The following is a 13,653-nucleotide window of genomic DNA, read 5'->3' as shown; positions in this document are numbered from 1 at the left end:
TCCTTAGAAATTCACGGTGGCGGACAGGCGGGCGGTGCGTGGTGCACCCTGGAACAGGTAGCCGTCGCCCATGTACTCGCCCACATCGCGCCAGTAGCGTTTGTCGAAGAGGTTGTCCACGGTCAGGCGCACTACGGTTTCATAGCCTTCAACATCCAGGGTGTAGCGCGCGCCGGCATCGAACACTGTGTAGCCGTCGACCTTCACGTTGCCGGCCTGGCTGGCATACTTGCTGGCGCTGTAGCGCAGGCCGCCGAGCAGGGCCAGGCCCTTGATGCTGGCGACACTGTAGTCGGCGTGCAGGCTGGCGCGCACGTTTGGCACGTTGATCGCCTGATGCCCTTCGTAGGTATCGGTACCGCTGTCCTCGACCCGGGCGCGGATGGCCGCGGCACTGGCCGACACTTGCAGTCGCTCGGTCAGGTGCCCGCTGGCGGACAGCTCAAGGCCGATGTTCTCCTGGTCGCCTTGTTGCACGTAGGTGAAGCTGCCGTCGCCATTGGGGCGTGAATATTGGTAGGCCTTGCTGATGCGAAACAGCGCCGCGCCGAAGCTTAAGCCCTGCCAGTCACGTTTGGCGCCTACCTCCAGTTGCCGTGAAACCGTTGGCGGCAGGATCTCGTCGGCATTGGTGGTGAACCACGCCGCTTCGCCACCCAGCGACAGGCCTTTGCTGTAGCTGGTGTACAGCGAGATGTCCGGGCGGGGTTTGTAGATCACTGCCACGCTGGGCAGGAACTCCGAGCGCTGGGTGTGGCGTGTGGTATTGCCGTCGATGTCGAAGGTTTTTTCGTCCAGGCGCACCTGGCGGCCGCCCAGAATGGCCTGCCAGTGTTCGCCGTAGCTCAGCCGGTCGCTGAAAAACAGCCCGTACTGGCGGCTGTCCAGGCGGCGATAGGTGTGGCCCAGCGGTTCGCTGGTCGGCGCAAAGTCGGGCACGGGCTGGTAGATGTTGGCGGTGCCCACCCATTCGTTGACCGAGTCGCGGCGGTCGACAATACGGCGCAGGGCGCTGCTGCCGACGGTCAACTCATGCTGCAACGGGCCGCTGTCGAAGCGCCCGCTCAGGGCCGCCTGGAGCTCGTCGTTGCGGCGGGTATCGTCGGGGTTGCGGAAGTCGTAGACATCGTAGTCGCCCTCGGGGCTGAAGTAGTTCGGCACGGCGGAACTGGCGCAGCTCGGGGCGCCATAGCAACCCCAGGCGAAGGCGCTGTAGTCGTCGATCACCACACGGCTGCGCGAAGCGCTCAGGTTGGCGCTCCAGTTGTCGTTGAAGCGGTAATCGAAGCGGCTGCCCAGGTTGAGCGAGTCGATGCCCACCGGTTTCGACCAGCGCTGGTCGGCCAGGCGGTCCTTGGGGTCGATGCCGCTGGGCACCACGCTACCGCCGAGTAGCTGATAGCCCGGGACCGAGCGCTGTTCGCGGGTCTGGTATTCGGCATCCAGTTGCAGCAGGGCGGCGTCGCTGATGTTCCAGTCCACGGCCAGGGAGGCGAAATCGCGTTTGCCGTCGGAATTGTCCACGTAGGAGCGGATGTCTTCATGGGCGAAGTTGGCGCGCACGCCCAGGCGCTGCTCGCTGTCCAGCCAGCCGCCAAGGTCGGTGGCTATGTAACGCTCGCCTGATTCGTTGCTGGCCACGGTGACCGAACGCACGTTCTGGGGGCGCTTGGTGACGTAGTTGACCAGCCCGCCGGGCTCGGAAACGCCGCTTTGCAAGCCGGAGAGGCCTTTGAGCAGCTCGACCTGCTGTTTGTTTTCCAGGGCGACGTTCTGCTCGCCGGTGATGGTGCTGCCGTTGATCTTGTAGCTGTTGGCGGCACTGAGGCTAAACCCACGAACCACGAAGTTTTCGTAGTAGCCAATTGGTGCATAGCTTTCGCCGGTCGAGGCGTCGTTGCTGAGCACTTCGCTGAGCAACCTGGCTTGGCGATCTTTGAGCAGTTGTTCGGTGAACACCGCCACCGAAGCCGGCGTATCGAGCAGCGGCGCTTCGCCAAAGCCGCCTACCGAGGCTGATCTGGCCTGGTAGCTGTTGGCCTGATCGCCCGTCACGGTGATGGCTTCCAGCAGGGTACTGTCTGCCCAGGCCAGGGCCGGGCTCAATGACAGGCTCAGCAGCCCCAGCGCGAAGCCGTGGCGGTGTTGCAAAGACAGGGATGAAGCCATGAACGAACTCCTGGGTGACCAGCGGTGTGGCACCGAAAAACGGGTAAACCTGTACTCGCGATAACGCGCGCGCAGCGTCGGCATCGTTGAGTGGGCGCTTGAAGGGGGTGGAAACTCAGGTCGGAGTTGCTCCGGTGGTCATTGGCAATACAGGGTCGGCGGCCCATTCCTGCAGCGAGCCGTCATAGATCGAAACGTTTAGACGCCCCAGGCGCGTGAGGGCCAGGGCCGTGGCGGCAGCGGAGATGCCGCCGCCACAGTAGAGGATCAGCGGTTGGCTGCCTTCGAGCAGCGCTGGGCCGAGGGCGCGGGCCAAGGCCTCAGGCGCCAGGTAGCGGCCCTGCTCGTCGAACAGCTCTCGCGCCGGCCGGTTGAGGCTGCCGGGGATATGGCCGCGTCGGGCATAGCGGGTTACGGCGCTGCCCTCGAACAGCCCTTTGGACAGCGCACAGAGCAGCGTGCCCGGCGCCTGCCCAGCGAGAACGGCCAGCACCTCCTCGCGGCTTGCCCAATACCCCGCATCAACGGTCAGTGGCGCTGGCGAACCCGACACCTCAGGTTGACCTTGCTCGCCGTGGGCCAGGGGCAGATTGGCCTGGCGCCACGCCTTCAGGCCGCCGTCGAGCACGGAGGCCGCGATGCCCATGCTACGTAACATCCACCACAGGCGCGCCGCCCAGAACCCCTCATGCCGGTCGTAGACCACGATCTGCCGCGCATCGGCGATGCCCAGGCGCGCCAGTGCTGCCCGAGCAGCCGCCGGTGAGGGCAGGGCGAAGCTGTAGCTCGCCGAGGTATCGGCCAGCGCGCACGTCAGGTCGGCATGCCGAGCGGTCGGGATATGTTCAGCCAGCCAGGCCGCATGGCCACTGGCGACACGGTAGTCGCCATCGAACTGTGCGGCGGCCAGTTCCACGCTGGCGTCGAGCACCACCAGCCCCGGCTGTTGCAGGGCGTGGTGCAAGGCGTTGGGTGAAATGAGGATGTCGGGCATAGGGGGCCTGTCAGCGCGCTCGCGCGGTTCGGTGCAGATGATCGAGCAGGCGGATGCCTTCGCTGTCGCCAAACCAGTGGCCATGGCCGATCAAAAAGTGGTGGTAGGCGATGTCGGCGTTGCTCCGGGAGCTGACGATGCTCTGGAAGTAATCGATTTCCGCGAGGGCGAAGTCCACATGCACCAGCGGCAGCAGCGCTTTGAGCGTGAGCAGGTCGACCTGTGTCAGGGGGCGCAGGCTGTGGTAACCGGCCAGCAGTGCATCGACTGCGTCGAGGTCGGCGGCGGCGCGACCGCCGGCATCAAGCTCAAGCCAGGGAATGCAATTGCGCTCTAGCGCAGTGGCCAGGTCGAACAGGGCGAAGGTCAGGTCGCTCAAGCCGAAATCAAGGACGCTGCGGACCTCGGTGGTGTTTGCCGATTCGTCCCAAAGCAGGTTGGACGCGTGCCAGTCGTTGTGGGTCCACAGCGCCGGTTGGTGCTGCAGCAACGGCAGCAGGGCGCGGTGGTGGGGCAGGTAGAGTTCACTCAGGGCCTGCTGCCAGTTTTTGTCCACGAGGTACTGGGTCAGCGCGGGCTGCTGCGCCAAGGCCGTTTCGATAGACGAGATCGGCGCGTTGTTGCTGCAGTGGCGCAGGTTGGCAACCAACACTGGCGTACGCCGGGCGCCTGCGGTGAAGCCCTCGGCGGCCTGGTGCAGGCGAGCGAGGGCGACGCCCGCTGCATAGGCGTGCTGCAGGCTGAGGAACGGTGTCCAAGACAGCGCATCACGGTACAGGTCCTGACCTTGTGCGCGCGGCAGCACCTCGTAGGTCCATTCACCCAGGGCCACCACGCTGTGGCCGTTGCGGTCGAGCAAGGGGGTGACAACCGGGGCGCCTCGCTGTTTCAGGTACTCAACGAAGCGGTGTTCCTCGCGCAGCCAAGCAGGCTGGCGAACACTGCGGTGGTGGCGCTTGACGAACAGCTCCCCTTGCTCTGTGCACACCTGCGCGGCAGCCGAAAAGGGGCGAGGGCTGTGCCACTGCAGCGGGCCCACGGCGCCAATCCCTGCAAAGTGGCTCAGTACCTCGTCTACAGGCTTCTGGGTTAGCGCGGGCCAGTCGGCTTCTACCGGCTGCAAGCCCATGCCATGGGCAATACGCAAGGGCTCGGTCATGCCTGCGGCTCCGTCAGGTAACGGTTGCTGGTGGCGCCACGCCAGGCGTCGGCGTCGGCCAGTACGCCATGGTGGTGCAACCACTGGGCGTAGGGGGCGATGAGCGCTTCGCGTTGCTGCCCCCAGCGTTGTTCATGCAGCCAGGTCGGTGCGATGTGCTGCAGCGATTGGCTGAGCAGCGCCCTCGGAAAGTACGGGGTAGCGGCCTCATAGGCGCCCAGGGCGCTCTGTGGGTCTTCGGCCGCCGCGCGAAAGCCACGCTCGGTGGCCGCGAGGAAGGCGCGGGCAACCTCGGGGTTGTGCTCGAACCAGCGTTGCTGGCCGCCCAGCAGGTAGCTGTGGTAACGCGGTGCGCCGATGTCATCGACCGGCCATACGACACGCCGCTCGGCCGCAATCGGGCTGTCCATCAAGGCTTCCCAGGCCCAGTAACCGCCGAAACTGGCGTCGGCGATGCCTGCGGCCAGGTCTTCCGGGCGCAGCTCGCGCACTTTGCTGTCGACGATGATGACAGCATCCGGGTCGCCGCCGTCTGCGGCCACCAGATGACGGACCATCGCCAGGCCACGGGGCGTAGGGTTGAGTGCCAGACGCTTGCCGGCAAGATCCCGTGGGCGGCGAATGCCGAAGTCGGTGAGGGTCTGGATCGACTCCAGGCCCTGATGGTTGATGGCCGCGACGCCCAGCAGCGGCTGACCGAGGCTGCGCCTGACCAGCAAGCGGTTGCTGGGAAACACACCGACATCCGCGTCGCCTTTGAGCAGGTGCTCCAAGGTGTCGCCATGGAAGGGGTCGGGTACCACCAACTGCACCGACAAGCCTGCATCCTGATACCAGCCGCGCTCCCGCGCGACGTAGAACCCTGCCGAATTTGGCCAGGGGTGGAAATACTCCAGCATTACTCGTACCGCGATCATCCTGTCGTGCTCCTGGGTGCCCTCTGGGCTCATGGAGCAGATTTAACGGGGAGGCATCTGGTATATACCAATATCGATGGGTGCTATTTTTATTCCTTTTAGTAATAAATAACTTTGGTTTAATTTCTTTCTGCCATTTTTGGCTGTCTGTAGCAGCCGACCTGTTGCGCGGATGAAGATGCGGAACGACCCTGACGCCAGGGCAGTCGAAAAAGTGTCGAGGTATCACTTCTCTGGGGCACCTGCGCAGATGACCTTCATCGTCTGGATCGCCATGCTGGGCGCGGTGCTATTACTGCTGGCGCTCTCTTCCTCCTATCTGCGATGGATACCGATCACATCCTCTGTGGTGTGCCTGGGCCTGGGCATTGGTCTGGGCACATCAGGTTTAGGCTTATTGCAGTTGGATATCGCAAAGGCCAGTGGCTGGATGGAGCATCTCACCGAGGTTGCGGTGCTGTTCTCGTTGTTCTTCAGCGGGCTCAAACTGCGCCTGCCGTTGCGAAATCGCCTATGGCGAAGTGCGTTTTATCTAGCCGGCCCGGTCATGCTGGTGTGCATCGGGGGTGTGAGCCTGGTGCTTCATTACGGTTTGAACATGAGCTGGGGGATGGCGGTCTTGATCGGCGCGATCCTTGCCCCGACCGACCCGGTCCTTGCAACCTTGGTACAGGTGGCCGATGCCCGCGACGACGATCCCGTGCGCTTCAGTTTGTCAGGGGAGGCTGGGCTGAATGACGGGGTGGCATTTCCCTTCGTCATTCTGGGCTTGTTGTTGCAGCAAAACGCCGGACAGGAATGGCTTGGCCACTGGCTACTCAAGGATGTGCTATGGGCAGTGACTGCGGGGCTGTTGTGTGGGTACTGGATGGGGCAGGGGTTGGGCAAACTAACGCTTTACCTGCGCCTGCGTAATGATGACAGCACCGTATCGCCCAATGATTACCTCGCGCTTGCGTTGATTGCGCTGGCCTACGTGATTGCCGAGCTGATTCAGGGGTACGGCTTTCTGGCGGTGTTTGCGGCGGGCCTAGGGTTGCGTCAGGCTGAAGTTCAGACTTCATCCAGCCCACATGAGCCGGCAGCCGAGCACCTGGTGCAACCTGTGGTTGGGCACCAGCACGTCGCGCCCGAACTGGCAGTCAAAGGGGATGTCAGGGGCCTGGATGACTCGCAGATTGCCGCCGGGATCATGCTGGGTGACATGCTCGCGTTCGGCAGCTTGGTTGAGCGGGCGATGGAGGTGTTTCTGGTGACGCTTTTGGGGGTTGTTCTGCTGGAGCATTGGGATTGGCGTGCCGTTATCGTTGCGAGTGCACTGTTCTTGGTCATCCGCCCGTTGAGCACCCTGGTCGCACCGGTGGCGGGCCTGTTGACTGCGCCTCAGCGCGGCTTGCTGGGATGGTTTGGCATCCGCGGCATCGGCAGCCTCTACTACCTGTTTTACGCACTCAACCATGGGATGCTTACCGCCGTAGCGGTGGACAGTACCAATCTGATCTTGTCGGTCGTGGCGCTGAGCATACTGGTGCATGGGCTGACTGTGCAGCCGTTGCTGGCGCGTTACGAGTCGCGCTGAGCGCACTTTTATCGACTGATTTGGAGGGGTACTAACGCTGGAAGTGCCCTTTGATCAGACGCAAAATTCTACGCATATCAATCCGAAGCGCTTTGGATGATAAACCAATGGGCGCGTAGCCATTGATCTCCAGGTGTTCATCGCCAACCCGTGTATTCGTCGGCAGTGCGTAATAGTCAATTTTGTAGGCGTCGCTGAACAAGGGTTTTATCCACATGGACGCGTTGGTCAGAATGATTCCGTCGGTTGCGGCGCCCAGTGTCGTTGTATCGATCACGGCGATAACGGCATCTATCGGTGCTCCCTCTTCAATTCGGCCAAACGAATTCAGCGCGTTGCCGAGTTTTTTCAGGCCCCTGGTGGTGACGAGCGCTTCACCCCAAATGACAGAGTCGGATTTGACGCCCTCTACCGTCAAGAAGTCTGTCAGCACCTCAGCGAAGGTGGCTGTCAGTTCAGCGGTTTCCGGCTGTATTGGCAATTCGCCGTTGTATTCCGCCGCACTCAATTCACCGATGATGCGCGCTTGTTGCTGTATCAGCTCATCATCCGACGGAGCGCCAATCGCCGCGCGCAACTTCAAGGCTACTTGCGCGTAACCTTCGAGCCGCTGGCTCATGAATTCGGCTCGGCCTGCATCGCCCATCGCGTGCGCTTGCATGAAGAAGTCTGGCAGGCCGTCTTCATCCAGCAGGCTGACGATGTCTTCGATTTCATCGCTTAACAGCAGGTAGTCTTTGGCAACCTTCACCAACTGCATTTCAAACAAGGCTTGAAGGGCGACTGCGTCGTCGGTGATCAGGTTGTCCATCACCGAGCTGGTCAAGTAGCCTGCGGCCAAACTGCCACCGATGGCGCCAACGATGCCGCCAATAAGCGTACCTGGGCCCGGAAAGCACGCCGTTCCAGCCAGTGCGCCGCTGGTAAAGCCTGCATAGCCACCGCCGACGCCACTGGCGATGCCGGTAACGTTCTTGGCAAATTGCAGCGTGGAAATACGCCCTCGACAGGCTCGGATGATATCGCCTGTCGACAGCACAACAGTCGATACCAGCAGGCTGACCATATTACCGCGCAGCAGTTTGGCGAGCGTGTTGGTCGCGGCCGCGCCGGTAAGCACTTTCCCCGTCATGGACTTGACCAGGGCGGAGACCAATTTGGGGCTCAGTTGCTCAACGAACGCTTTGCTTACTTCGCGAAACGCTTGCTCAAAAGCCGTTCGCCCCAGTTGGCTGGAAATCACGCTGATAGCAAGTGCGCTGCCACCCACTTTAAGGCCAGCCCAGGCGGCGTTTTTCAGGGCAACAGCAGGAGGCTGCCCCGACCAGATGCCTTGGGCGAACGCTACTGCGGCAGAAAGGGAGCCTGCCGCAACGCCGACCTTGATCCCATTGACCGCATCGAAGGTAATGCTTTCGACGGTCCCAAACTTGGCGATGTTAACGGCTTGCTTGTAGGTAAGGTTGCCTTTACGAACAACTTTTTCTGCGTCCTTCGGATCGGTGTATCCGGGGATTTTTCCTGCTTCGATACGCGCCCTGACAGACTTGAGTGCATCTTCGTATTTGTCAGACGGCACTTCTATCTGCATGGCCTTGCCATCGTGGATGTAGCGAAAGTTTCCAGCTTTGTCATAGCAACTGGAGATACACCGGCCACCGGTCGCGCAGTATTTGGATTGGATTTTTACGCCGTCAATGATCCGGTCGGCGCCGTTCAAGGCGTTGTCATCGCCGATGATTCTGGCTTTCTTCAGGTTGATTCTATCGATCAGGTGATTACCTTGCTCTGCTGCAAAGCCATGACCACCGCTGGCGTTGAACCGAACCTGGTCGGAATACAAATTACTGGTTTCGTTTATGCCGAACGCGTTGCCGACGGCAACATCGGGCCTGTACTTTTCACCGGCATTTTCGGGCTTTTCGGATGCGTGATGGGGCCTGTGGTTAATCGGAGCACGGACTTCATCGATCAGCCTGATTCTGGGCAATTTTCGTCGAGCGTGGGCATCGCCACGGTTGTCTTCTGCGCTATTGCTGTGTTCGGTGTCGCCGGGTGTTGTTGAGTTCAATGTGCATCAGCCATCGCGTGGAATGGCTGGATGGTATCAATGCGCCATCATTGCGATCAAGGTGCGTGTCAGCTGTTTTCAGCGTTGAACACACGAACGGCTGCTATCGACACGAAGCAGACACTTGGCTCCCACTCATTAACCCATGACGCCGTTGCCAGATCGAACCCTGATCCGGCAAAGCGCCTTTGATTCAAGCGGCACGCTGCTCGCCCTTCAGTAGTTTTTTCTGGGTTTCCATGGTCTGTCCCAGCGCCTCCAATTGATCTTTACCGAGCAGCTTCTTCGCAGTAGGGAAGAGCTCGCCTTCCTCTTCCTCGATGTGATGCTCAAGCAGCTCCTTCATCACCTTCACTCGACCGGCGAATTCGAGGGTGCCGGTTTCTGTATGAAGCAAATCAGGGAGTACCAGTGAGTCGACTGTCCGGTGTTCTTCCTTGGCTTCGTAATACATCTTGGCTTCCTCTTTACCACCGGCTTCCTTGATCGCCGGGTAGAGAATTTCCTCTTCCAAGGCAGTGTGAATTTGCAGTTCCTGCTCAATGCGGTGCAGCAGTTCAGCGCGTTTTTTTACGGCACGTTCAGTGGTCGATGAGAGTTCTTCCAGCAGTTTCTTGACCACCTTATGGTCTTGAATCAACAGATCGATAGCATTCATGGAGGCACCTCGTCGTGGGCGGATAAGTATTGGCTTCCTAGGAATTGAGTGGTCGTCAATGTCAAGGTTCAACGTCGATGATGATTGGTGCGTGGCCGCTGTTTCAGCGTTCTCGCCCTTGATCAGAGGATGGGTTTGCCGCCGGTTACCCCGTAGCGTGAGCCCGAGATGTAACTCGCTTCATCAGAGCCCAACAACACGTAGATCGGAGCCACTTCCACGGGTTGCCCAGGCCGTCCCATTGGGTAGCTCGAACCGAAGTGCCTGACCGCTTCATCTGGCATGGTGGCAGGAATCAGCGGTGTCCAGATCGGGCCGGGCGCCACGCTGTTGACCCGAATGCCTTGCTTGCCCAGCAGCTGGGCGAGGCCTGCGCTGAAATTGGCAATGGCGCCTTTGGTGGCGGCATACGCCAACAGGCTGGGTGATGGGTCGTCGGAGTTGACCGAGCTGGTATTGATGATCGAACCGCCTTTTGGCATCGAGGGCAACGCGCGCTGGCAAATACGGAAAATAGCGGTGATGTTGGTATCGAAGGTCTTCACCCATTCATCATCGTCAATCTCGTCCAGGCCTTCATGAGCCATCTGGAACGCGGCGTTGTTGACCAGAATGTCGATGCGCCCGAACTGCGCGACGGTCTTGTCGACGATGTCGTAGCACTGCTGCTTTTGCGCCAGGTCGCCCGGCAGTAGCAGGCACTGCCGGCCAGCGGCTTCAACCCAACGCGCCGTTTCCTGGGCATCTTCGTGCTCATTCAGGTAGGAAATGGCAACGTCAGCGCCCTCGCGAGCGTAGGCGATTGCTACCGCACGCCCGATGCCGCTGTCGGCGCCGGTGATCAAGGCGATTTTACCTTCGAGGCGGTTGTTGCCGGCGTAGGTCTGCTCACCGCAGTCCGGATAGGGCTCCATCTTGCGTTGTGAACCGGGAACGCTTTGCGGTTGGGAGGGGAAGGGCGGAGTAGGGTAGTCACTCATGGTGGACGCTCCAGTTGAGAACATTCATTACCCTTCGAGCCGCTCGCGACGCCAGCGTTAAAGTGGATGCTGGGTTTGAACGACGGACGGTTGGTTAGCCATTGCAGTGAATCTTTAGTGAATCGGCTGCTCTACCGCTGGACCGTCTTGCACTGTTTCGGGGCTTGCAGCGGACTCCGGAGTGCATCACTGACCGTGTCCTTGCACGGCAATGTGCCATCTGGCACAGTTGCCACCAAGACGCCCACCGATTGACCCGCGGCGCCTCATATCAAAGGAAATTTGATCTGTCGCTGCAACCACCCGTTCGACGTGATCTGCTAATCCTGTGGCTTTCCATTGCCGCAGTTGCTCTTGTGCTGGGATGGCTGCTGCTAATACTCAGCCGCCAAGGCGCCGGCCCCCAGATTGCGTATGCGCGCCAACTCACCTCAACCAGTTGCCAGGCGCTGCAAGCGGGTGCAGCACGCGTTCGCCAGCAACGCCCGTCTGCGGACAATCAGCCCTATCCCATGACCCCAGCAGCAATGCAGGCGGTGCTCGATTTGGCACTGCGCGATCAGCCGGGCATGGAGGGCGGCTTCTGGCGAGCGGATGCGGGCGTGGTGGCCTACGCGTTCCCAACCTACGACGGTACGGGAATCAAGCGCGATCCCCCGAGTGCCGAGTTGGAGCGCATTTCCTCCACGGCCCAGCGCGCGCAGGATTCCGCAGGCCTCGTGGCGGACGTCCGGCCGGGTTTACGCGAAGCCGTGGCTTTCGCCGCATGCCCTGTGGCGACCCATGACCGGCGCCTGATCGCCTGGACCCTGATGCGCGTGCCCCTTTTGGCCACAGGTACGGTCAACACCTTGATCCTCGCGGTGAGCCTGCTGCTGGCGCTGGTCGTGCTCTCCGGCGCATGGCTGGGCTGGATGATTTCGCGTTGGCAGCGCCAGTCAGCCCATCTGCAAAAGCAATTGGCCCAGTCCGAACGTCTAGCCACGTTGGGGCGCATTTGCGCCGGGCTCGCGCACGAGATCCGCAACCCTTTGGGCACGATGCGCATGAAGGTGGAAAACGCGATGGCTGCGCCGACCGAGCGGCGTGAAGCCCGTGTGGCGGGGGCCTTGGAGGCCGTGCTGTCGCAAACGGCACGCCTGGAAACGCTGGTGTCGAGCCTGTTGGCGTTGACGCAACCGTTTCGCGCCGAGCGCCAGGCGGTTGACCTGCAGGAATGGCTGGAGGCGCGACGCAATGCCCACGCCGAAGCGGCGCAAAATAATGGCGTACGAATCACAATGGCGGTTGAACCGGCGCTGGCCGCGAGCGCGAAGGGGCTTGCGCTGTTCGACCCGACACAAATGGCGCGGGTCTTCGACAACCTGCTGCTCAATGCGCTGGCGCACACCGGAGCACTCGGCGAAATCGAACTCGGTGCGCGTCGCCCGCGCCGTGGCGTATTGCTGTTGTGGGTGGCGGACGATGGTTCCGGCATTCCGGCCGACTTGCGCGATACGCTGTTCGAGCCTTTCGCCACCACCCGCGCAGGAGGTACCGGCCTGGGATTGGCGCTGGTGCGCGAGATCGTGCAGGGCCACGGCGGGCGGGTTGGTCTCGCCGAGTCGGCCAAGGGAACGCGTATAGAAATGGAGCTACCATGGCCCGAATACTGATCGTCGACGATGACGCCGCGTTCCGCGACAGCCTTGCAGAAATGCTGGAGGATCTGGGATATGCGGTCGTGCAGGCTGGAACCACCGATGCAGGCCTGCACAGACTGCGCACCGAGGACGTGGATGCGGCCATCGTCGATCTGCGGCTGCCGGGGGAGGATGGTCTGGTGTTCCTGCGCCGCGCGGCGCGCATCTCGCAGGTGCCTTGCATCATGCTCACTGCCTATGCGAGTGGCGGCAACACCATCGAGGCGATGAGCCTGGGAGCGTTCGACCATCTGACCAAACCTGTGACCAGGGTCGCCCTGGTCGAGACGCTCCAGCGGGCCTTGCGGCGAGCAGCCCACACCTCAGACAAACCTCAGGCGGCCGGGGCATCGCCTGCCGCAAGAGCGCCCGTGGACGGCACCGAACTGGTCAGTAGCAGCGAGGCCATGCGCCAGGTCTTCAAGCGCATCGGGCTGGCCGCAAACTCCGATGCCACCGCCTTGATCCTCGGCGAGACGGGTACAGGCAAGGAACTGGTGGCGCGCGCCTTGCACCGCAACAGCGCTAGAGCCACCGGCCCCTTCGTCGCAGTGAACTGCGCCGCAATCCCGGCCGAACTGATGGAAAGCGAGCTGTTCGGTCATGTTAAAGGCGCGTTCACCGGTGCCATCAATGAACGCGCCGGGCGCTTTCGCGAGGCCGATGGCGGCACCTTGTTCCTCGACGAGATAGGCGACATGCCGCTGTCCACGCAGGCAAAGATCCTGCGGGTGTTGCAGGAACGCGAGATCACGCCCGTCGGCGCCAACCGCGTCCAGCCCGTGGACGTGCGCATCGTCGTGGCCACGCACCGAGACCTGCCCAGCGCGGTCAAGGAGGGGCGCTTCCGGGAAGACTTGTGGTACCGCCTGCAGGTCGTGCCACTGTGGCTGCCGCCGCTGCGTGAGCGCCTGGGCGACGTGCTGCTGCTGGCCGAACACTTTCTACGCCTGCTGGGCGGCGACTCGCCCAAGCGGTTGAGCGCGGCGGCCGCCCGGCTGCTGCTGGCCCATCCCTGGCCTGGCAACGTGCGCGAACTGCGCAATGCCATGCAACGCGCGGCCATCCTCAGCCACGGCCCAGTCATCGACGTCGAACACATCGGGTTGCAGACGGCGGCTGCGCTCACCCCGGGCCTGGACATCGACTGGGAGGGCCCTATGGCACAGGCTGTTGCCCGCCTGGAACGCGAGATGATCGTGCGCGCTCTAGCTGCAACGGCCGACAACCGCGCAGAGGCGGCGCGGCGTCTCGGTCTGTCTCGCCAGCAGCTCTACCGCAAGCTGGCTGAGTTCAATCTGGGCTGACCCCTTCGCACGCAAACCGGTGTCCGATTCTGTGACACCCTGGCGTCACGGAATCGGACGGTGCATCCCCCGATACGCTCATAAGTGATTGATTTAATTGAAAATAATACTTGGCATGGTGCTTGCCACGCAGGTTG

Annotated in this window: 10 protein-coding genes; 3 read left to right on the top strand and 7 right to left on the bottom strand. The window is 61.8% G+C overall.

The features are described 5' to 3' along the window. Window positions 1-3: 3 nt before the first annotated feature. From ACSSU5_RS25755 to ACSSU5_RS25740, 4 genes are all read right to left on the bottom strand, one after another. Complete coding sequence (locus tag ACSSU5_RS25755) at window positions 4-2,169, bottom strand: TonB-dependent siderophore receptor (RefSeq protein WP_492560219.1); 2,166 nt, start codon at window positions 2,167-2,169, stop codon at window positions 4-6. Window positions 2,170-2,284: 115 nt separating this feature from the next. Beyond that, on the bottom strand, window positions 2,285-3,163 hold the full coding sequence (locus ACSSU5_RS25750) for a sulfurtransferase (protein WP_492560218.1): 879 nt from the start codon (window positions 3,161-3,163) through the stop codon (window positions 2,285-2,287). Between the two features lie 10 nt (window positions 3,164-3,173). After that, window positions 3,174-4,322 (bottom strand): phosphotransferase enzyme family protein, encoded by a 1,149-nt coding sequence (locus ACSSU5_RS25745; RefSeq protein WP_492560217.1) that lies wholly within the window; start codon window positions 4,320-4,322, stop codon window positions 3,174-3,176. After that, window positions 4,319-5,239 (bottom strand): ABC transporter substrate-binding protein, encoded by a 921-nt coding sequence (locus ACSSU5_RS25740; protein WP_492560216.1) that lies wholly within the window; start codon window positions 5,237-5,239, stop codon window positions 4,319-4,321. Before ACSSU5_RS25740 ends, ACSSU5_RS25745 begins: the two co-directional genes overlap by 4 nt. Window positions 5,240-5,489: 250 nt before the next feature. On the opposite strand from ACSSU5_RS25740, the gene ACSSU5_RS25735 reads away from it, so the two are divergent. Then, window positions 5,490-6,818: a cation:proton antiporter gene (locus tag ACSSU5_RS25735; RefSeq protein WP_492560215.1), complete on the top strand. Its 1,329-nt coding sequence runs from the start codon at window positions 5,490-5,492 to the stop codon at window positions 6,816-6,818. 31 nt (window positions 6,819-6,849) lie between these two features. On the opposite strand, the gene ACSSU5_RS25730 is transcribed toward ACSSU5_RS25735, so the two are convergent. The 3 genes from ACSSU5_RS25730 to ACSSU5_RS25720 all read right to left on the bottom strand — a co-directional run bounded on the left by ACSSU5_RS25730 (window position 6,850) and on the right by ACSSU5_RS25720 (window position 10,527). Next, window positions 6,850-8,889, bottom strand: a complete 2,040-nt coding sequence (locus ACSSU5_RS25730; protein WP_492560214.1) for a YeeR family protein — start codon at window positions 8,887-8,889, stop codon at window positions 6,850-6,852. 193 nt (window positions 8,890-9,082) lie between these two features. Next, window positions 9,083-9,547 (bottom strand): PA2171 family ribosome-binding persister protein, encoded by a 465-nt coding sequence (locus tag ACSSU5_RS25725; RefSeq protein ID WP_492560213.1) that lies wholly within the window; start codon window positions 9,545-9,547, stop codon window positions 9,083-9,085. A 122-nt stretch (window positions 9,548-9,669) separates the two neighbouring features. Next, window positions 9,670-10,527, bottom strand: coding sequence for an SDR family oxidoreductase (locus tag ACSSU5_RS25720; RefSeq protein WP_492560212.1), 858 nt, complete (start codon window positions 10,525-10,527; stop codon window positions 9,670-9,672). Between the two features lie 251 nt (window positions 10,528-10,778). Here ACSSU5_RS25720 and ACSSU5_RS25715 point away from each other — a divergent pair, with 251 nt between their 5' ends. Beyond that, window positions 10,779-12,182: an ATP-binding protein gene (locus ACSSU5_RS25715; protein ID WP_492560211.1), complete on the top strand. Its 1,404-nt coding sequence runs from the start codon at window positions 10,779-10,781 to the stop codon at window positions 12,180-12,182. After that, window positions 12,167-13,516, top strand: coding sequence for a sigma-54-dependent transcriptional regulator (locus ACSSU5_RS25710; protein ID WP_492560210.1), 1,350 nt, complete (start codon window positions 12,167-12,169; stop codon window positions 13,514-13,516). The genes ACSSU5_RS25715 and ACSSU5_RS25710 overlap by 16 nt, the downstream gene beginning before the upstream one ends. The last annotated feature ends 137 nt before the right edge of the window (window positions 13,517-13,653 follow it).

This window comes from Pseudomonas sp. E1MeOHC2, from assembly GCF_058745025.1.
The sequence above is the reverse complement of the archived record's forward strand: the minus strand, read 5'-3'. Positions and strand labels throughout refer to the sequence as shown.